General features: G+C 42.5%; 15 protein-coding genes. 6 read left to right on the forward strand and 9 right to left on the reverse strand.

All coding sequences use genetic code 11. The features are described from left to right. The first annotated feature begins 65 nt into the window (after positions 1 to 65). From VRK28_RS11275 to VRK28_RS11285, 3 genes are read left to right on the forward strand one after another with little or no spacing between them, the layout of a single operon-like run. A complete protein-coding gene (locus VRK28_RS11275; RefSeq protein WP_054562973.1) occupies positions 66 to 491 on the forward strand; it encodes a DoxX family protein in 426 nt (141 codons plus the stop codon). Positions 492 to 551: 60 nt separating this feature from the next. Beyond that, on the forward strand, positions 552 to 1,418 hold the full coding sequence (locus VRK28_RS11280) for a pirin family protein (RefSeq protein WP_332393943.1): 867 nt from the start codon (positions 552 to 554) through the stop codon (positions 1,416 to 1,418). A gap of 54 nt (positions 1,419 to 1,472) precedes the next feature. After that, positions 1,473 to 2,360: a LysR family transcriptional regulator gene (locus tag VRK28_RS11285; RefSeq protein ID WP_054562975.1), complete on the forward strand. Its 888-nt coding sequence runs from the start codon at positions 1,473 to 1,475 to the stop codon at positions 2,358 to 2,360. Here the strand turns inward: VRK28_RS11285 and VRK28_RS11290 are convergent. The 4 genes from VRK28_RS11290 to VRK28_RS11305 all read right to left on the reverse strand — a co-directional run bounded on the left by VRK28_RS11290 (position 2,355) and on the right by VRK28_RS11305 (position 5,650). Then, positions 2,355 to 3,239 carry an SMP-30/gluconolactonase/LRE family protein gene (locus VRK28_RS11290; protein ID WP_332393944.1) on the reverse strand — a complete coding sequence of 295 codons (885 nt, stop codon included), beginning with the start codon at positions 3,237 to 3,239 and terminating at the stop codon, positions 2,355 to 2,357. The two genes, VRK28_RS11285 and VRK28_RS11290, sit on opposite strands and share 6 nt — an antisense overlap. 27 nt (positions 3,240 to 3,266) lie before the next feature. Further along, entirely contained in the window at positions 3,267 to 3,974 is a 708-nt protein-coding gene (locus VRK28_RS11295) for a sulfite exporter TauE/SafE family protein (protein ID WP_062566342.1), read from the reverse strand. Positions 3,975 to 4,102: 128 nt separating this feature from the next. Beyond that, positions 4,103 to 4,882: an SDR family NAD(P)-dependent oxidoreductase gene (locus VRK28_RS11300; RefSeq protein WP_332393945.1), complete on the reverse strand. Its 780-nt coding sequence runs from the start codon at positions 4,880 to 4,882 to the stop codon at positions 4,103 to 4,105. Between the two features lie 45 nt (positions 4,883 to 4,927). Then, positions 4,928 to 5,650 carry a FadR/GntR family transcriptional regulator gene (locus tag VRK28_RS11305; RefSeq protein ID WP_063527568.1) on the reverse strand — a complete coding sequence of 241 codons (723 nt, stop codon included), beginning with the start codon at positions 5,648 to 5,650 and terminating at the stop codon, positions 4,928 to 4,930. A gap of 261 nt (positions 5,651 to 5,911) precedes the next feature. Between VRK28_RS11305 and VRK28_RS11310 the strand changes: the two genes are divergently transcribed. Further along, the gene (locus VRK28_RS11310) at positions 5,912 to 7,540 is read left to right on the forward strand and encodes a sodium:solute symporter (RefSeq protein WP_332393946.1); all 1,629 of its coding nucleotides are present in this window, start codon (positions 5,912 to 5,914) and stop codon (positions 7,538 to 7,540) included. 43 nt (positions 7,541 to 7,583) lie between these two features. Here VRK28_RS11310 and VRK28_RS11315 read toward each other — a convergent pair whose 3' ends face one another. After that, entirely contained in the window at positions 7,584 to 8,612 is a 1,029-nt protein-coding gene (locus VRK28_RS11315; RefSeq protein WP_332393947.1) for a glycoside hydrolase family 43 protein, read from the reverse strand. Between the two features lie 133 nt (positions 8,613 to 8,745). On the opposite strand from VRK28_RS11315, the gene VRK28_RS11320 reads away from it, so the two are divergent. After that, the gene (locus VRK28_RS11320) at positions 8,746 to 9,720 is read left to right on the forward strand and encodes an arabinan endo-1,5-alpha-L-arabinosidase (protein ID WP_233999108.1); all 975 of its coding nucleotides are present in this window, start codon (positions 8,746 to 8,748) and stop codon (positions 9,718 to 9,720) included. A gap of 84 nt (positions 9,721 to 9,804) precedes the next feature. On the opposite strand, the gene VRK28_RS11325 is transcribed toward VRK28_RS11320, so the two are convergent. The 4 genes from VRK28_RS11325 to VRK28_RS11340 all read right to left on the reverse strand — a co-directional run bounded on the left by VRK28_RS11325 (position 9,805) and on the right by VRK28_RS11340 (position 17,189). Beyond that, positions 9,805 to 10,230, reverse strand: a complete 426-nt coding sequence (locus VRK28_RS11325) for an FKBP-type peptidyl-prolyl cis-trans isomerase (RefSeq protein WP_054562982.1) — start codon at positions 10,228 to 10,230, stop codon at positions 9,805 to 9,807. A 10-nt stretch (positions 10,231 to 10,240) separates the two neighbouring features. Beyond that, positions 10,241 to 12,685 carry a glycoside hydrolase family 127 protein gene (locus tag VRK28_RS11330; protein WP_332393948.1) on the reverse strand — a complete coding sequence of 815 codons (2,445 nt, stop codon included), beginning with the start codon at positions 12,683 to 12,685 and terminating at the stop codon, positions 10,241 to 10,243. Between the two features lie 77 nt (positions 12,686 to 12,762). Continuing rightward, positions 12,763 to 14,100 (reverse strand): MFS transporter, encoded by a 1,338-nt coding sequence (locus tag VRK28_RS11335; protein WP_054552279.1) that lies wholly within the window; start codon positions 14,098 to 14,100, stop codon positions 12,763 to 12,765. 272 nt (positions 14,101 to 14,372) lie between these two features. Beyond that, a complete protein-coding gene (locus VRK28_RS11340; RefSeq protein ID WP_063528794.1) occupies positions 14,373 to 17,189 on the reverse strand; it encodes a TonB-dependent receptor in 2,817 nt (938 codons plus the stop codon). 598 nt (positions 17,190 to 17,787) lie between these two features. Here VRK28_RS11340 and VRK28_RS11345 point away from each other — a divergent pair. Next, entirely contained in the window at positions 17,788 to 18,750 is a 963-nt protein-coding gene (locus VRK28_RS11345) for a glycoside hydrolase family 43 protein (RefSeq protein WP_054562986.1), read from the forward strand. Positions 18,751 to 18,788 lie beyond the last annotated feature (38 nt).

Genomic DNA, 18,788 nt, shown 5'->3' on the forward strand with positions numbered 1-18,788 from the left:
CTTTTAAAGTGAACTTATAGTTACTCCATCGCAGACACACTGCTTAACTAAACAGGATACCTACTATGAAACTTTTTACTTTAATCTCAGCTCAACCACACTTACAAAATATTAGCACTTTATTGGCACGTATTGGTTTATCGGCCATCTTTTTACTAACCGGCTTTAGCAAAATAGAATTCTTTGATGCAACTGCACAGTACATGGCATCAGTAGGCTTACCAGAGTTCTTACTGCCATTTGTGATTGCTTTTGAAATTGTTGGCGGGTTATTTATTTTACTGGGCTTTTTAACACAACTTACCGCTGTCGCTTTTGCTGGTTTCAGCCTAGTTAGTGCTTTGTTATTCCACTTTCAGCTTGATGATCAAATGCAATTTTTAATGTTCTACAAAAACATTGCAATGGCAGGCGGCTTTTTAGCATTAGCCAGTGTTGGTGCAGGCAAAATCAGCCTAGATCAACTAGTGTTAAAACGTAGTCAGGCATAACATTTATCCCAGCCAATAACCTAGGTTGTTGGCTGAATTTGTTTTTAAGAGGGCGCGAATATGGCAACGTTATTAACAGCAACCAGCCATGATATTGGTGGGCTCGATGTAAAGCGCATCTTGCCTCATTTTGACAAAAAAATGGTTGGCCCATTTATCTTTTTTGACCACATGGGGCCAAATCACTTTCCTCGCGGTGAAGGCATAAATGTGAGGCCTCACCCTCATATTGGCCTATCAACGCTCACTTATTTATTTACTGGCAGTATTTACCATCGCGATTCGCTAGGTAATAGCCTGCAAATAGAACCCGGCGATGTTAACTGGATGACCGCAGGTCACGGTATAGTGCACTCAGAAAGAGAAAGCCTTGAAGTGCGGGCGAGCGAGCACGACATTAATGGTCTGCAATGCTGGGTTGCTTTACCTGAGAGCATGACCGAAATAGCACCACGCTTTGAGCATATCAAAAAACAGCAGCTGCCTGAGAGAATCGAAAAAGGCGTGCTGATGCGACTCATTGTCGGTGATGCCTATGGCTTAAGCTCACCGGTGAAAAACTACTCACCGATGTTTTATGTCGATACAGTAGCAGGGCAAGGTAGCCGTATTACTAAACCGCATCCTCATCATGAAACCGCCGTGTATGTTATTTATGGTGAAATTAGTGTGGGTGATACTCGCTATACCCAAGGCGACTTTGTACTACTTGATGACAGTGAACACGAAATAACGACTCTGGTGCACAGCCGCTTTATTTTACTCGGTGGCAGTAAATTCAATAAAGTCCCGTATTTACACTGGAATTTTGTTGCTTACAGCAAAGAGCGCATCGAGCAAGCAAAACAAGATTGGCAAGCACAGCGTTTTGCTAAAATTCCCGGTGATGAGCTTGAGTATATTGAGTTGCCCTCACCTAAAAAGTAAACTTTTTCAGCATTTACAGGTACTATTAGGTAGTTAAGTAAGCAAAGGAACATCATGCTAAGAATTACGCTAGAACAGTGGCGCATGTTTCGTGCTGTTGTTGAATTTGGAGGCTTTAACCAAGCCTCACAAGGTATTCATAAAAGCCAGTCGAGTATTCATAATGCAGTTGGCAAAATTGAATCTGCACTCGATGTAAAGTTATTCAGCATTCAAGGCCGTAAAACCGTGCTCACTGAAGCTGGCGAAATGATGCTGCGCCGTGCTAATTACTTACTTGATGAAGCAGCTAAAGTTGAGGCCATTGGGCAAACCTTGGGTGAAGGTATCGAAAGTAAGTTACGCATTGCTGTTGATGCTATTTTCCCACAACAACTGCTTTATAAAGTACTTAACGACACGTCATCGCAATACCCGCAACTGCGTATTGAGCTGCATGAATCTGTGCTAATGGGGGGCAATGAGCTGCTCGAAAACGATCAGGTTGATATTGCCATTACCGGCTTTCCAATTGCAGCAAACTTTCACGAAGAGTTATGTGATATCGAGTTTATTGCTGTAGCACATCCAGATCACCCCTTGCATGAGATAGAGCGTGAAATCACACTCGAAGATTTAAAATCACACCGCCAAATTGTAGTTCGCGATTCAGCGAATAAGCACAAACAAGATGGTGGCTGGTTAGGTGCCGATCAACGCTGGACTGTTACTCATTTACGCACTTCAATTGATATGATCAGTAATGGACTGGGCTTTGCGTGGTTACCAAAAGTCGCGATAGAAAAACAACTTGCGGCAGGGCAAATGAAAGCACTTAATTTAACCCATAACAGCAGTCGCAGCGCTAAGTTACATTTACTCTTTAAAGACGGTGACAAACTGGGTCCTGCAGCACGCTCGTTTATTGGCGAGTTGCGTTATCAAGTAATGGAAAACCTATAGCTTCAAGGGCGTTTCAGCAATACCTTTAACGCCCGGCTCGAGAATAAACACGCCACCACTGTGAGGGTAATCAGCGAGCACTGAGTCTTCTAGCCCTACTGCCGCAGTTGTCACTGCCAGATGCGTGAGCTCTTCACCTACAAATGCGACACTCGTAACACGCGGTGCGGGTAAGCGAATAAACTGTACTTGCTCACCGTTTGGAGCAAAACGATACACGCCATAACCATTCCATGCAGCAACCCACAGATGATCTTCGCTATCAACTGTCATGCCATCAGGAAAACCCATATTGTCAGTAAAGCGAATAAAATCTTGTTTATCAGCAAGCTCGCCATGCTCATTCAGAGTAAAGCGGTAGATTGTTTGTTTATCTGAGTCTGTAGAATATAGAAACTGGCCATTTTTACTTACCGCAGGCCCATTGCTAATGGTGTAGTCATGATCAACTGCTGTCGGAGCCTGACCATGACCAAAACGGTATAACTTGCCACTATTGGTTTGCTCTTGAGAGTCCATTGAGCCAAAAAAGCCAAAGCCTTGGCGAGAAGTTTTACCATCGTTTAAGCGGTTTTGTGAGGGTTCGTGATCGATTGAGTAAAGAAGTTCGCGGCTAAAGTCTTCACTATTTAGCTTATAAACGCCTTTGGCAAAGCCTGCAACTAACTCTGCTTGCTCGGTTTCCATCACCCAACAAATAGGTTCTGGCATAGTAAACTGGCTAACGCGCATCGATTGACACTGCAAACGAAACAAACGCTGCCCTAAAATATCGACCCAAAATAAACAGTTATGTGCCTTAGCAAAATAGGCACCTTCACCTAATTGGCATTGGCTAGAAATGATTACTTTAATGGTGTCATCGAGCATAGGCTTCATTACACAAACTGCTGAACTATTCTCATTCTATCTGTGTATGAAAATAAGTGCTAGACCAGATAAGCCCGCAACCAGCAAGATGATGCCGCGAATGGCCTTTTCATTGAGGTTATTGTTGATCACAAACGACAAGCCCCAGCCAATTAAAATAGCGGGTAAGCAGAAAAAGAACAGCTTTACATCAGCCATATCGGCAGAGCCTGTCAGCATCAATACAATAATGCCAAACAAGTTTATAAATACAAAAAAGGCACTCAGGTTTGCTTTAATTTTGTCTTTATCTTCAGCTTGATAGAGTAGCCCCATCGGCGCGCCACCGGCTGACGTTGTAGTACCTAAAAAGCCCGACGACATTGACGCGAGTAAGCTTGTAATGGTGGAAATTTTCGGTTTCATACCTATGATAGACAATGCCACCACTACCAAAATACTCACTCCTAGCAAGAGTTGATACTGCTTCGCATTGACATACCACATCACCACAGCAGCAAAGATAACTCCCACTGCACCACCAATAATGGAAATGCCTGTTTGTTTCATGTCTATCGCGCCGCGGTGTTTAATCATTAACACCGACGTTAAAAACAGCGCATTCAGAATCATTGGCCCAGGCACCAGCTCTGGCATAAGCCAGTAAAGCACAGGCACACATAGCATGCCTAGACCAAAGCCAATAACACTTTGCAGGCAAGCGCCAATAATCAGAATTAAATAAACAAGTACAAAGTCGGTCAAACTTTCTTACCACCTTCCTAAGTATGAGCTCTGTTGATTCTATAACCCATATTTTATTATTATAGTATCATTTGAATTATGTAAAAATTTTTATTGCAAGCTAGTTGTTTTGCGATTGTTTCGCAAAATTATGTCCAACCTGCATCCACTATCAATGATTGTGCTGTCATCATTCGGCTGTCATCAGCAGCCAAAAACAATGCCGCGTTTACCACATGGTCTGGTTGAATTGTTTCGTTAATACACTGACTTAAACGAACATCTTCAATCATTTCTGGGGTTAGCCAATGAGTGATTTGGCGCTCTGTCATCACCCAACCCGGAACCAGTGAATTCACACGAATATTGTCTTTACCATATGAAGCAGCTAATGAACGGGTTAAACCTTCAATCCCCGCTTTGGCAGTTGTGTAGGCAGGCATACCTGTTTGCTTAATACGCCAACTAACCGACCCCATATTAATAATGCTACCACCACCTAAACGCTGCATCTGTTCAACCACAGCTTGCGATGAAAAGAAACACGGGCGCAAGTTAACTGCAAACTTGTCTTCCCAATATTTCACATCCATATTTTCAGCGGCATGACGGGTGTCATCGGCTGCGTTATTAATTAACACACCTATGTCACCCTGTTGCTGACGAGTTTGCTCAATGGCCGCTTTTAAGGCTTCAACATCACGAATATCGCAATGGATAAACTGCGGATTAAACTCATATTTACCAGCTAATTTTGCGCATAACGCATCGCTTTGCTCAGTTGCAATATCAACAAAGGTGACTTTCGCGCCCTGCTCGCAGAACCGCGTTACCATTACTTCACCAATTCCCGATGCACCACCAGTAATAAACACACTCTTACCAGCAAGGCTTGGGTAAACTGTTTTTAGCTCGTTCGAATTTGGCATGATAACCTTTTGTTTTAAAGTAATTACAACGTCAAAAAGTGATACTTATTGAGCCGCTTCTTTTTCGGCGATTTCTTTTTCAATAAACGCCATTGCTTCATCAATCATGTACGTCATCATGTTTTTAGCACGCTCAGGGTCGCCGCTCGCAATCGCGTTATACACTTTAAAGTGCTCTTCAGCGATTGCCTTTTTATTGCCCTTAGCAGGTGTAGTATGCTGAATACTTACATGCAGAGCCGTGCTAATAAAATCACGTAATTGATAGAAAAAACGGTTACCACTGGCATGCAAAATAGCCGTATGGAAAGCAAGGTCTGGCTCATGCATTACGCCTTCTGGCTCTTCTGCTGCCGCTTGCATTTTATCTAGTGCCATTTTAATTTCTGCAATGGCTGCTTGGTCGCCTTTTCTTGCTGCAAGTGCTGCTGCTTGTGGCTCAATCGCCAATCGCACTTGTAGAAATTCTTTAAGTACGTAAAGTGATGGGCTGCTTTCTAACAACCATTTTAATACGCTTGTGTCGTATAAGTTCCAGTTCTCCGCCGACTCAACACGAATACCTTGTCGTGGACGAGAAGAAATCAGTCCTTTTGCAGCAAGCATTTTCACTGCTTCACGAACAGCTGTGCGGCTAATACCATACACTTCACAAAGTTGTGCTTCGGTTGGTAGCCCCGTTTCAGTGTTATAATCACCAACAATAATTGCTTTACCAAGCTCATTGGTAACTTGTTGTGATAGGTTTAAATTTTCTAAACGCGCCATGTGTGTTCCTCAAAAGATCTGAGTAATATGATACATCTATAAAGCTATTCCGTCATCCTGGAAATAATTGATTAAAATCAATAACAAGCAAAAAACAACCTAATACAAGTGTCTATATTTCGAACAACATAGTCGCCATTTCACCTACAGACTGTCACCTTATTTTAACAAATCTCTTTCACTTAACCTATTTATAATATAATATTTTTATTCAACAACTAAAAAAGCAAAATTCTCTTTCAAAATTAGGTGGAACACACGATGGTCGAACTAAGTACCTTAGACTGGGCAGTGCTAGCAGGATTTTTTGTCCTGTTACTAGGCGTTGTCGTGATGTCTATGCGACAAAAAGAAGAAGACACCGCTGATTACTTTTTAGCGGGTCGTAATGCAAGTTGGTTAGTGATTGGTGCCTCTATTTTCGCATCGAACATTGGCTCGGAACATTTAGTGGGCCTTTCAGGTTCAGGTGCACAATCGGGTATGGCACTGGCTCACTGGGAGATGCAATCGTGGATCATTCTACTGCTCGGTTGGATTTTCATACCTTTCTATTGGAGTAGTAAAGTCTACACCATGCCTGAATTCTTAGAGCGCCGCTTTAACTCTAAATCACGTACCTTCTTATCTGTTATCTCATTGATTAGTTATGTACTAACCAAGGTTGCGGTAACGGTTTATGCCGGCGGTATCGCATTTAAAACAATATTAGGTATTGAGAGCATTTGGGGCATCGACTTCTTCTGGATTTCAGCGATTGGCCTAGTGGTTATCACCGGTATTTATACGGTACTTGGCGGTATGAAAGCCATTATGTGGACCTCGGTGTTGCAGACCCCTGTACTCATTATTGGCTCCTTAGTCATATTAGTTGTTGGTCTAGATAAAGTAGGTGGCTGGGCAGAAGTTGAGCGTATCAACGATGCTAATATGCACCTTATTCGCAGTGCTTCAGATGCTGAGTTCCCATGGCCTGGCATTGTATTTGGTTCATTCATTATTGGTTTTTGGTATTGGTGTACCGACCAATACATCGTACAACGTGTTTTATCTGCAAAAGGCATTAAAGAAGCGCGTCGCGGTACCATGTTTGCTGGTTACCTAAAATTACTTCCTGTATTTATCTTCTTAGTACCAGGCATGATTGCATACGCATTGAATGTTAAAGGTATTATTAGCTATGAAAGTGCTGACCAAGCTTTCCCAACTTTAGTTGCTGAGCTATTACCAGCCGGCGTTAAGGGGATTGTAATTGGTGGTTTAGTAGCAGCTCTTATGAGCTCTTTAGCATCATTATTTAACTCATCAGCAACCTTATTTACCATTGATTTCTATAAGAAATTCAAACCAGAATCATCTGAGAAGCACCTTCTGAAAGTAGGCCGTATTGCCACTATCGTGATTGTTGTATTAGGTCTTCTGTGGATACCCGTCATGAGCTTAATTGCCGATGTGCTTTATGAATATCTGCAAAGTGTGCAGTCTCTTATTGCACCAGGTATTGCTGCGGTATTTTTACTAGGTTTATGTAGTAAACGCATCACTCCAACAGCGGGTTTTGTGGGCTTAGTATCAGGTTTTGTGCTTGGTATGATCCGCTTAGTATTACTGCCATTTAAAGATGATTTAACAGGTTCATCATTTGCGTGGATCACCACAATGAACTGGTTATATTACTGTATTCTGCTATTTGTCGTGGTCGTTGCGATTATGATTGTGGTAAGTATTTTCACCAAACAAGCAGACGAAGAACAATTGAAAGGTCTTACTTTCTCAAGCCTAGATAAAGCAACTATGAAAGAAGTAGCTGCCGGCTTAGATAAGTGGGATTACATTCATACCGCGGGTATTATTGGTATTACTGCCTTTATTTACTACCGCTTCTGGTAATCGTTCGTTCCCAAAGTTGTAGGGCGCCAATTGGCGCCCTTTTTTAATCAGCGAGTTCTGGTGAAAACACAGGAAAACCGTTTTTATCCCACGTAATAATGCGTGCTCGCGAATGGCGATTTGGGTCTGTAAGCGGTGTGCCTTTCAGCTCTTTATAGTCACGACTGTGATAAATCATTAAATCGGTTACACCATCTTCAGCTTTTACAAAACTGTTGTGCCCAGGGCCAAAACGACCTAGCTCAGCATTGGTGGTGAACACCGGCTCAGCCTTTTTATGCCAGATAGCAGGATCAAGTAAATCAGCATTCACATCTGCCCATAGCAAGCCCATCGCATATCGATGATCGGTGGCACTGGCTGAATAAGTGACAAATATTTTATCGCCATGGGTGATTACTGCAGCACCTTCGTTCACCTTATAGCCTTGCACTTCCCAATCAAGGGTTGGCTCAGTAATCGCGATAATGGGTTCTTTAATTGATGTTGGAGAGTCCATTTCAGCTAACCATAAAGCCGAGTTATAAGTTGCAGGCTGGTTCTGCTGCGCCCAAATCATGTAACGCTTACCATTGTGCGTAAAACTTGTGGCATCAAGCGAAAAACTATCAAGGTGGCTAGTTACTTGCCCCATTTCTTGCCACTCACCTTGCATCGGATTAGCACTGTCGTTTTTAAGTGCATACATGCGAATACTGAACGGCTTTTCGATATCACCTGCGGCGAAGTAGATATACCAACTGCCATCAATCTTATGTAGCTCAGGGGCCCAAATATTGACACTCATTGGGCCTTTATCACGCTTTTGCCAAATAACCTTCGGCTCAGCTAATTTTAAATCGTTTAAACGACAAGCTTGGCGCAGCTCAATTTCATCAAATTTCGGCGAACTACCTATAAACGTGTAACAGCCACTTTTATCATCGCGAACTAACCAAGGATCAGCACGTTTGAGTACAATGGGGTTATCAATTGGCGCTAAAGTCTTGCTACTATTAGCATCAGCAAGGGCTGACAATGGCGAGGCACTTAACGCACTAAGAAGCGTTAGCCGAGATAATTTTTTGAGCATAATGTGTCCTGTATTTCGTCTCGATTTTATTGTTAATATTGTATTACATATTATATAGTAGCTGAATGAACACAAGAGTTAAAACAACAAAAGGTATTCAAGCATGAGACCCGTAAGTAAGGTGACACACGCAATGAAGTGGCTTTCAACAGGGCTACTTTTTTCTGCCGCAGCCGTTTCTGCAAAGCAAGTTGAAGTACACGATCCGGTGATGACCAAAGAGGGCGACACGTACTATGTATTTAGCACAGGCCCTGGTATTACCTATTATGAATCGAAAGATTTAACCAACTGGAAACTCACAGGCCGCGTTTTTAAAGACGAGCCAAGTTGGGCAAAGCGTATTTCACCAAGCTTTGATGGCCACTTATGGGCACCTGATGTGTATGAGAAAAATGGTAAGTTTTACCTTTATTACTCAGTCTCTGCATTTGGCAAAAACACTTCGGCAATTGGTGTAACGGTTAACGAAACCCTTGACCCATCATCACCTGATTACAAGTGGATTGACTACGGCATAGTGGTTGAATCAGTGCCTGAACGTGACGATTGGAACGCTATCGACCCTGCAATAATCGAAGATGACAATGGCACACCATGGATGAGCTTTGGTTCGTTCTGGGGCGGCCTTAAACTAGTACAACTTGATGATGACATGGTGCGCTTAGCAAAACCTGAAAAGTGGCATCACATTGCGAGTCGTCCAAACACGGAACATGGCCCGATTGAAGCACCTTATATCTTTAAAAAGAACGGCTATTACTACCTATTTGTGTCGTTTGATAAATGCTGCCGTGGCGTAGAGAGTACTTACAACGTACGCGTAGGTCGCAGTAAAAACATCGAAGGCCCATACTTAGATCAACAAGGTCGCTCTATGGTTGATGGCGGTGGCAGTTTAGTGATTGAAGGTAACAAAGACTGGGCTGCTCTTGGTCATAATGCTGCGTACACCTTTGATGGTAAAGACTATTTAGTATTACACGCCTACGAAACAGCCGATAACGGCGTGCAAAAGCTACGTATTTTACCTATGAGCTGGAAAAACGATTGGCCGGTTGTTAACCCAGCCGACCTAAATAAGCTTAAAACCAAGCTTAAAAAGTAATTATTCAACACACAAAAAAACCTGCAAAATTGCAGGTTTTTTATTTTCTTTAATGACCTCGTTTGAGGTTGAAAGTAGGTGTTATCAACTAAAATCAACCAAGGTAATATCAACGAGCATGGGGCTTTGGCAGCCTTGCTGATGCTTTTCTTCAATAAATGCGCTGTACACATCACGCGCCAAATGCGCAGGTATTAGCACCTCAAAGCGGCTGCCTTTATTCATTAGTTGCAACGCTTCTTGCAAGCCCACAATCGCCTCTGCAATTTCGTACTCTACAGCAGCACCTTGCTTTCGAGTATCAAACAACACCCGACCATTTGTAAGGGTAACGCGTTGATGCACAGTCACAGTGGCATCCCAACTAGGTTTATCCCCCTGACCTTGCTCAATCACTCTATAACCAAGCCCTGTCGGCGTTTGGTAAAAACTGTGTTGCTCAGCGCTGTTATCTAAAAGCGACGGTAAAACATGCTCTTTAGCCGTCGCAAACACATTGTTGCTTAACATAGCCAACTCTTTATTGTGCGTTGATTAAACGAATACCATAGATACCACCGGCAACAGAATCTTTGTCGGCAGCAAAACGTAAGGTAAGCGTTTTCGACTTTTTCATTGCTTCTGTTAATGGGTAATCAATGGTGTAGAACTCATCCGTTGGTTTACCTACAGGCAAACTAACTGCAGCTAATTGCTCACCATTTAAATTAATAGAGAAATGACGATCTACATCGCCAATAAAATAGCGAACACGCAAAGCAACCGCTTTTTGTTCTGGGTTACTAAGCTGATACTCAAACCAACCTGTCGCATCGCGCCAGTGATGACCATTATTAACACCTGCACGGGTTCCTTCACCTTTAAAGTCGTGTTCGACTTCAGGTTGTTGCTCACCCGGCGTAATTTGATCAACGGTTAATAAACGAAGCTGTTCTTTCGCTTGCTCAGCCGCTTTTGCATCGGCAACAAATTGCGTGAACTCTGCTTCGCTTTGCTGCGGCCAATACACTTGATAGCGACTATCGTGTAAGCGGAAGAACGGAATTAGCTCTGTGCTCTTAGTGTTATCGATACCTTGCTTGGCAATCGCCACATTTTTATCGGCGATAAATGCGAGCTCTTGGCCCGGTTTACGAGTAAGATCGGCAATAAATTTTTCTGGCTCACTCAGCATGATTGGTAGAGCTTCTGGCGGACAAGTCGGCCCCGCGGCGATGTGGCCCATGCGGCTATTATCGGCAACAAAGTTAAGCTGCTCATTTGCAAATGCTTGTACTTTGGTAGCCATTACAACAGGCCCATACATCACAGAGTAATAATGCTGGCCATCAGGTAGCTGCTCAGTATAAAGCTTAGGACTAAGCTCAAAGGCAAGCTTATCACCGCTTTGCCATGCATGGCTGATACTGTAATAACCGTCTTTTTCGGTTGCGCTTACAGCTTGTCCATTTAAAGTAAAGCTCAGCTCACCTTGCTGCCAAGACGGTTTACGAATATGAATTACCGACTCAGTGCTTTGCCCCTCAGACAAACGATTCACGGTCAGTGAAACCTTGTTATCATCTGGAAATTGGCTGTCTTGCGTGATCTGCAAACCCTGCTGTTGCCAATTTAACGTGCTTGGAATAAACAAGTTCACCCATAGCTCTTTACCGGTATTGCTATAAATCAGCTCACCATATTTGCTGTGATTCTCAATACCTGAGCCTACGCAGCACCACATTGAATCTTGCACTGACGAATACATGCGGTAATGCCCAGGGCGCATTGAGGTAAAGTAAACAAGACCGCCATGCTCTGGGTGTTGTGACGATAAAATATGGTTATATGTGGCGCGCTCATAATAGTCTAAATAACGCGTATCACCGGTTTTTAAGAATAATAACTTACTCAGTTTCATCATGTTGTAAGTGTTGCAGGTTTCTGGACCTTCAACATCTTCAACCATTGGCGTGAAGTCACTTTTATCATGAAAATGCTCACGTACTGAGTTACCGCCAATTGATACTGAGCGCTCTTGGCTGACTGTTTTCCAGAAAAAGTCAGCACCTTGCTGCCATGCTTTGTCATCGCTGGCATTTGCTACTTTCAACATACCAATAATTTTTGGAATTTGCGTATTGGCATGTAGGCCAGTTAACTTATCTTCTTTGTGTAATAAGGGTTCAATGATGATGTTATGAGAGAACTGACGGGCTAGCTTTAAGTAGCGCTCATCATCACTGATAAAGTACATATCAGCAAACACATCATTTAAGCCACCATGCTCTGAATACAACATTTGTTGAACTTGTTCATCAGTTAGCTTGGCAGTGGTCGCTAAGAACCATTCGCCTAACTTAAATAGCATTTGTTTGGCTTTATCACTGCCTGCTACGTCGTATGCATCACGCAAGCCATGGAAAATTTTATCTATGTTATAAAGCGGTACCCAGCGGTCATTTAAGCTGAATAAATCGGCTTTGATTTCACCTTTTTCAATCTGCTGCCACATTTCATCGCCATTTGGGATACCGCCTAAGTAACCACCAGTGGCTTGCTGGGCGCGATCTAGCTCGCTTAGCATATAATCTAAACGCTGCTTTAATTCTTCGTCACCTGTGGCTGCCCACGCAAGGCTTAAGGCTGAAAGATAATGACCGCCAATATGGCCATCAAGGCCAGTACTTTCCCAGTTGCCATAGTTAGGCGCTTTTGGTTCAAGGCCGGCTTCACGCAGATAAGGAGCAAGCAGCTGATCAGGACGAAGAGCTAATAAATAACGCACATTCGTTTGCTGCGCATGTAAAAACGGGCTGGCGCTTAAACTTACTTGATTTAGGGCAAATAAATGTTGTTCGCTGGTAAGTTCAGCATGCTCCACTGAAGCGGCTTGTTTACTGTCTGTTGGCATTTCACTGCAACCGGACACAGTTAAAATTGCAGCGCAAACGCTTGCTAAATAGCTAACCTTGAATGTGTTCATACTGTTGTCTCCCAGCAAATTGTTATTTTAAAGAGCAAAGCGCACACACTTATTTAGTGTGTGCGTTTAAAGAGTGGTTATTTTGGTAGACGCTTATGAATAACCATATCCGTATAGTACTCATCGGTAATTTTGTATTTTTTCAAAATCAGACCTAGTAAGGCGTGGAAAACACCCGGAATGATAGTTAGCATCAGTGCTAAGCCCATAAGGGTAAATTCAGTTTGCTCAACGTTAGGCTTGTACTCAAAAAATGCCAGTAATAAACCACCCGCTAAGCCCGCTAAACCGCCCCCGGCTTTTTGGCAGAATGAAATACCACCAAACGATAGACCCGATGCACGAACGCCGTCTTTAATTTCACCGTAATCAACGGCTTCAGCAATTGCAGACCAGAACACTGGCGCATGTAAATCAACCACAAATGACAAGATGATATAAAGCACAAACGCCATCATTACATCGCCCGGTTGCACTACAAAATACATTAGCAATGAAATAAATAGCACGGCGATTTGTGATTGACGGAATAGCTTCATTTTACAGTAACGCTGGGTGATCCACGTACTTGCCACCATTGAGACAATAGATGCTGCAATACCCGCACTGGTAAAGGCACCTGCTAAATCTGGTACACCTAAGTAATAGGTTGCGTAATACATAGCAACACTGCCACGAATCGCATAACCAAGCGTACCAAGTACACATGCTGCACACAGTAGTAACCATTGGTCGTTTTTAATAAGTACTTTTAATTGCGTAAGTACACCTTCGGTTTGTGGCTCATGGGTAATACGTTCGCGAGTAGTAAAGAAGCAAAACAAAAATAGTGCTACGGCACATGCCGATACCAATGCCATTGCCAGTTTATAACCATACGACAAGCTGCCATCTCCCCAATATGAGGCAAGTAGCGGCACTGAAAATACGATCACTACATTAGCAATCTTAGCGAAGAACATACGGTAACCATTAGCTGACAAACGCTCTTTTGGATCGGCAGTTAATACACCAATGTAAGAGATATAAGGAATAGCAACACCGGTAAACATCAAGGTCGCAAACAAGTACGTGGCATAAGCCCACGCTAACTTCATGTTGTAGTCGAAATCAGGCGTGGTAAATAACAGTACGACCGATAAACCATAAGGCACAGATAAAAATAAGAACCAGTGACGGAACTGACCCCAACGGGTTTTCACTTTGTCGGTGATCACCCCCATTAATGGATCGGTAAAGGCATCAACAAAACGCGCCACTAAGAACAACACACCCATATCAACCGGATCAAGTCCGTAGATATCGGTGTAAAAGAAAGACATAAAATAGAATAACGCTGCAACCATGACATTTACTGCCATGTCGCCGGCGCCAAAGCCGACCTTTTCTACAACGGATAACTTTTGAGATTCCATACAACAACACCCTAATTGGTCAATAATGAGCCGCCGCTCACTATTTCAAGCAATGCTAAAAAGCTTTCAACATTGCGTATCAAATAAATTTATAGCCCTAGATATTACACAGCTTGGCCATTGCGTTCGTTATTTTTGTAAATTTAATGCTAATCTAATTAATAGTATTATCATACTTATTAAATCGCAACTCTTTTCGACCGATGGTTTGGTTTATAAAAACCAATAAAAAACCCCAGCAAAGCCGGGGTTTTTAGGTCTATAAAAGAAATTTAGAAAGAATAACGTGCGCCTAGTGCGAATGTACGTGAGTAGATACCGTTACCAAAGTTAAATAGGTTGTCGTTACCTTCACCGTAGTAGCTCTGATATACGTCATCTAGGATGTTCGTTGCATCAAAGGTTACAACAAAGTCATCATTCACATTGTAGCTAAATTGGAAATCTAAGCTTTGCTCAGGACGATTCCAGAACTGAATTGGGTTAGCAAAGATTGCTGCTTCGTTCCCTGTGTAGAACTCAGAACGCCATACATAAGATAAGCGCATGTCGAATGAATCACGCTCGTAGATACCTACGATGCTGTAAGATTCATCAGAAACACCTGTCATTTGCGAATCTACATAACCAGAAATTTCACCTAGCTCATTGAATTCTGGTGTATCTTGTTCTGAATCAAGCATCGTGTAGCTTGCTTGCACACCAAAGCCGTTTAAGTACTCTGGTAGGTTTTCAGGGAAGTAAACTAAACCAACTTCTAAACCAGACAGTTCACCGTTTGAAGCATTCACTGGTGCACTCAATACGTATGGACGTGTTACGCCATCATCGCCCTCGCGCACAACTTGCTTACGACCTGCAACAACTAAGCCTTCGATTTCACGGTAAAAGTAAGCCGCGTAAAGTGAGCTTGTATCTGCGAAGTACCATTCAAGTGATACGTCATAGTTCTTTGACTCTGTTGGTTTAAGCTCTGGGTTACCACCATTACCTGTACCGTATGTAGCACCTTCTGTTAATGGATCGTACCAGTATTGCAGCGCGTTCAAGTCAGCAAAGTTAGGCATACGTAATGTTTCTGTGTACGCAACACGACCCACTACATCATCAGTGATGTTCCAGTTAAGTACTAAGCTTGGTAGTAATGCGCTGCTATCTGCACTTGCTGAGCTTTCTTCAAATACATTTGAGTTCATGCCACCAGACTCAGCAACAAAGTCCATGTCTTGCTCGTAGCTTACATAACGTAAACCAAACTCACCGCTAATATCTTCCGTTAAGAAGAAGTTAGTTGTTGCATACAGCGCGTATGAGTTTTCTTCGATATCAAATGTTTTGTATACGTCTTCAGCTTCAAGGCCGTATACGCTACGAACAGCATCACCGTTATCTAGCATGTAACCACCGTCAGCAGTTACAAAGCTGTCAAAGACGTCAGCACGGCCATCGAAATAATCATCAACTTGGAACACAATACCAGAACCATCACCAGATGCCCCAGCTGCAGCTAATTGCTCAATTAAGCTAGCTACAGATGTGTTGGCAATACCAGTATCTTGACCACGTGTGTACTCTTGCGCAGTTCGTTTTTCGTAGCGACCACCGAATTTCACTTTATCAAAATAAGTACCACCAATTAGGTATTCAGCATCAAATGTGAAAGTTAATGCATCACCCGCGTTACCGCCGCCATTGTCATAAATAGTGCCAGCATTCCAGTTTTCGATAGCAGCCATATCAGCTTCGTTTACCGCTGTGTTTGGATCATCCCAAAACGCGATGCCTGGTACGCCGTCTTTATCATTAAAATCAACGTCAAGACCCGTCGCTACACGATCAAAACGCATTGCGAAGAAATCTGTTTCGTACTCACTGTCTTGGTAAACAACTTCTGTATTAATAGTTAGGTAATCGCTTGCTTGCCACTCTGCACCTAGCGCATATAAGTAGCTATCTGTTTTACCATATGAAAAGTCACCACTTTGGAAACCGCCAGCGCCAATCGCTTGCTTTTCTTTAATTACATTAGTGCCATCAAACACAGTTGGTGTTTCAATAAAGCCGTTACCATTTTCAAACGTATTTGAGAACCACATCGCGTTTTGCGATTCGTTTTCGTAACCTGTGTAGAAACCTTCAGCTGTGATTTCTAGGGTTTCATCTGGTGCCCACTGTAAAGATACAGACGCAGCCGGGCGCTTACGAAGACCTGTATATGAAGTACCAAAAATAGCATCACGTGCAAGTAGGTATTCTGTTGGCTCGCCATTTACGTCTAAAGTAGAACCAGCCGCAGTAGGTAGACCTAACTCAGTACCTTGAGTCCAGAATTCATTTGGAACACGTGAATACGGTGAGTAGTTGTATTGTGGCTTATCAGTAAAGAATGGGAATGCAGCACCCGCTGTGATGGTGTCATCGCGGTAATGTGTTTCAGCGTATGAAAGATTAACTAATGCACCAAACTCCCCTGCGCCGTCAATTTCCCAGCGGTTAGAGAGTAATGCACTGATATTTGGATCAACTTCATCTGGTTGATCTGAGTAAATCGCACGTGCCGCTAAAACAACTTTTTCACCTTCGAAGTTGAAAGGACGGTGAGTTTTAATATCAATCGCACCTGCGATACCGCGTTCGATTTGGTCCGCCGAACGGGTTTTATAAACTGTTACGCCTGAAAGTAAACTTGCAGGAATGTCTTGCAGCGCCACATCACGACCCGCACCTGTAAAGATAGCGCGACCATTAACTGTGGTATTAACATCAGTAAGACCACGGATTGAAACCGCGCTTACTTCACCAGCACCACGGCCAGTTGTTTGTACACCCGTTACACGTTGTAATGCTTCAACTACGTTATTATCAGGGAATTTACCAATATCTTCAGCAACAATTGCATCCACGATTTGAACGCTTGCACGTTTTTCATCTAACGCTTTGTTTAAACTGCCGCGAATACCTGATACTTGAATAACTTCCATCTCATCGACGTTATTCTCAGGAGTGTTTGGTGCTTCCTCCTGTGCAAAAGCAAATTGACAGGTAAATGCCATAACTACAGCACTGGCTATGTGTGTTCTTTTAAACATAAGCGGTGTTCTCCAAATTATAGTTATATCGGTCCGCTGAACTTTCCCCATTCAGTTACCGAAGAGTGACCACTGCATTGTGCATCGTGTGTTGTCAAAACGGTGCGCGAGTGTGTCTATATTTTTATGTTAATACATTGCTGCCTGAACTTTAATCATATTGTATGATTATTTAACAGTCAACTCAAAAAGCTAAATTAAAATAACTGCCATTATGTTTACAAAAAACGTTGCAATTATAGCATGTTACAAACTCAAAGCATGCTGCGTTTTTGTTTTGGGAATTTATTAAGACCCATTATTATCAGCCACTTAGCGATTGTTCGTTTGCTTATTTAATTTGTCTTTCACTCATCCAGAGCAACAAAAAAGGGCTAACAAGTTATTTACCCAGCGTATTTTGATGCTACTATGATTAAAATACAATAATACAATATAGAGTTATTTTTTGCTGCACTTTTACTAGTTTGTTTCGATGTAAACAATCAGTTACTCAGTATAATCAGGCGTACACAGTGTATTATCTGGTCACTTAGAGAGAGCTCTGGGTCGAAAAAGCTGCAGTTCAAACAACAATTATTAGTTACTAAGGACACTCATGAAGAAATTGAAAGCGTTAGCGCTACCATTACTTTTTTCTAGCAGCTTAGCTGTTGCACAAAACCCATTATTTACCGATGTATTTACTGCAGACCCTGCTGCACTTGTTCACAATGACACCGTATACCTTTATACAGGCCATGATGAAGCACCTAATAATGACGTGTTTTTTGAAATGCATGACTGGTTAGCCTTTTCATCAACAGATATGGTGAACTGGAAAAAACACGGCCCAATCATGAAAGCAACAGACTTTAAATGGGCTAAAGGTGAAGCATGGGCTTCACACATGATTGAGCGTGATGGCACTTTCTACTTCTTTACAACCGTTCGTCACAACGACACAAAACCAGGTTTTGCAATTGGTGTTGCAACTTCTAAGTCACCAACAGGTCCATTCAAAGATGCGATTGGTCACGCACTGGTTACCGATGACATGACCAAGCATACACCAAATGATTGGGACGACATCGACCCTGCTATTTATACAGAAGAAAACGGCGATACTTACATGTTCTTTGGTAACTTAATGCCAAAATACGTAAAGCTAAGCGACGACTTGCTGTCTCTTGATGGTGAAATTAAAACGCTAGACTTACCTAACTTTACCGAAGCGTTATGGGTTCATAAGAAAAACGACAACTACTATGTATCGTACGCATGTGAGTTCCCTGAGAAGATCTGTTATGCCATGAGCAAAAGCATTCATGGCCCGTGGGAATATAAAGGTATCTTGAATGAGATCGCAGGTAACAGCGAAACCAACCACCAATCAATTATCGAATACAAAGGTAAAGACTACTTTATTTACCATACTGGTGCCGTACCACCAATTGATGGCAAACCAAGTGGCGGGCGTTTTCGCCGTTCAGTGGCGATTGAGCCGCTTTATTACAACGAAGATGGCACACTTAAACGTATTATCATGACCACTGAAGGTCTAAGTAAACAAGACAAGTAATATTAAAAAGGGCTCTTTAAGAGCCCTTTTTAGTGCTC

Origin of the sequence: Pseudoalteromonas sp. P80D2 (assembly GCF_036680945.1) — a bacterium.
Lineage (GTDB): Bacteria > Pseudomonadota > Gammaproteobacteria > Enterobacterales > Alteromonadaceae > Pseudoalteromonas > Pseudoalteromonas shioyasakiensis.

Excerpts from the sequence above, each read along its gene's own strand:
- VRK28_RS11285 (WP_054562975.1), top strand. The coding sequence starts at position 1,473 with ATGCTAAGAATTACGCTAGAACAGTGGCGCATGTTTCGTGCTGTTGTT.
- VRK28_RS11290 (WP_332393944.1), bottom strand. The coding sequence starts at position 3,239 with ATGAAGCCTATGCTCGATGACACCATTAAAGTAATCATTTCTAGCCAA.
- VRK28_RS11335 (WP_054552279.1), bottom strand. The coding sequence starts at position 14,100 with ATGGAATCTCAAAAGTTATCCGTTGTAGAAAAGGTCGGCTTTGGCGCC.
- VRK28_RS11330 (WP_332393948.1), bottom strand. The coding sequence starts at position 12,685 with ATGAACACATTCAAGGTTAGCTATTTAGCAAGCGTTTGCGCTGCAATT.
- VRK28_RS11275 (WP_054562973.1), top strand. The coding sequence starts at position 66 with ATGAAACTTTTTACTTTAATCTCAGCTCAACCACACTTACAAAATATT.
- VRK28_RS11320 (WP_233999108.1), top strand. The coding sequence starts at position 8,746 with ATGAAGTGGCTTTCAACAGGGCTACTTTTTTCTGCCGCAGCCGTTTCT.
- VRK28_RS11315 (WP_332393947.1), bottom strand. The coding sequence starts at position 8,612 with ATGCTCAAAAAATTATCTCGGCTAACGCTTCTTAGTGCGTTAAGTGCC.
- VRK28_RS11305 (WP_063527568.1), bottom strand. The coding sequence starts at position 5,650 with ATGGCGCGTTTAGAAAATTTAAACCTATCACAACAAGTTACCAATGAG.
- VRK28_RS11300 (WP_332393945.1), bottom strand. The coding sequence starts at position 4,882 with ATGCCAAATTCGAACGAGCTAAAAACAGTTTACCCAAGCCTTGCTGGT.
- VRK28_RS11340 (WP_063528794.1), bottom strand. The coding sequence starts at position 17,189 with ATGTTTAAAAGAACACACATAGCCAGTGCTGTAGTTATGGCATTTACC.
- VRK28_RS11325 (WP_054562982.1), bottom strand. The coding sequence starts at position 10,230 with ATGTTAAGCAACAATGTGTTTGCGACGGCTAAAGAGCATGTTTTACCG.
- VRK28_RS11280 (WP_332393943.1), top strand. The coding sequence starts at position 552 with ATGGCAACGTTATTAACAGCAACCAGCCATGATATTGGTGGGCTCGAT.
- VRK28_RS11345 (WP_054562986.1), top strand. The coding sequence starts at position 17,788 with ATGAAGAAATTGAAAGCGTTAGCGCTACCATTACTTTTTTCTAGCAGC.
- VRK28_RS11310 (WP_332393946.1), top strand. The coding sequence starts at position 5,912 with ATGGTCGAACTAAGTACCTTAGACTGGGCAGTGCTAGCAGGATTTTTT.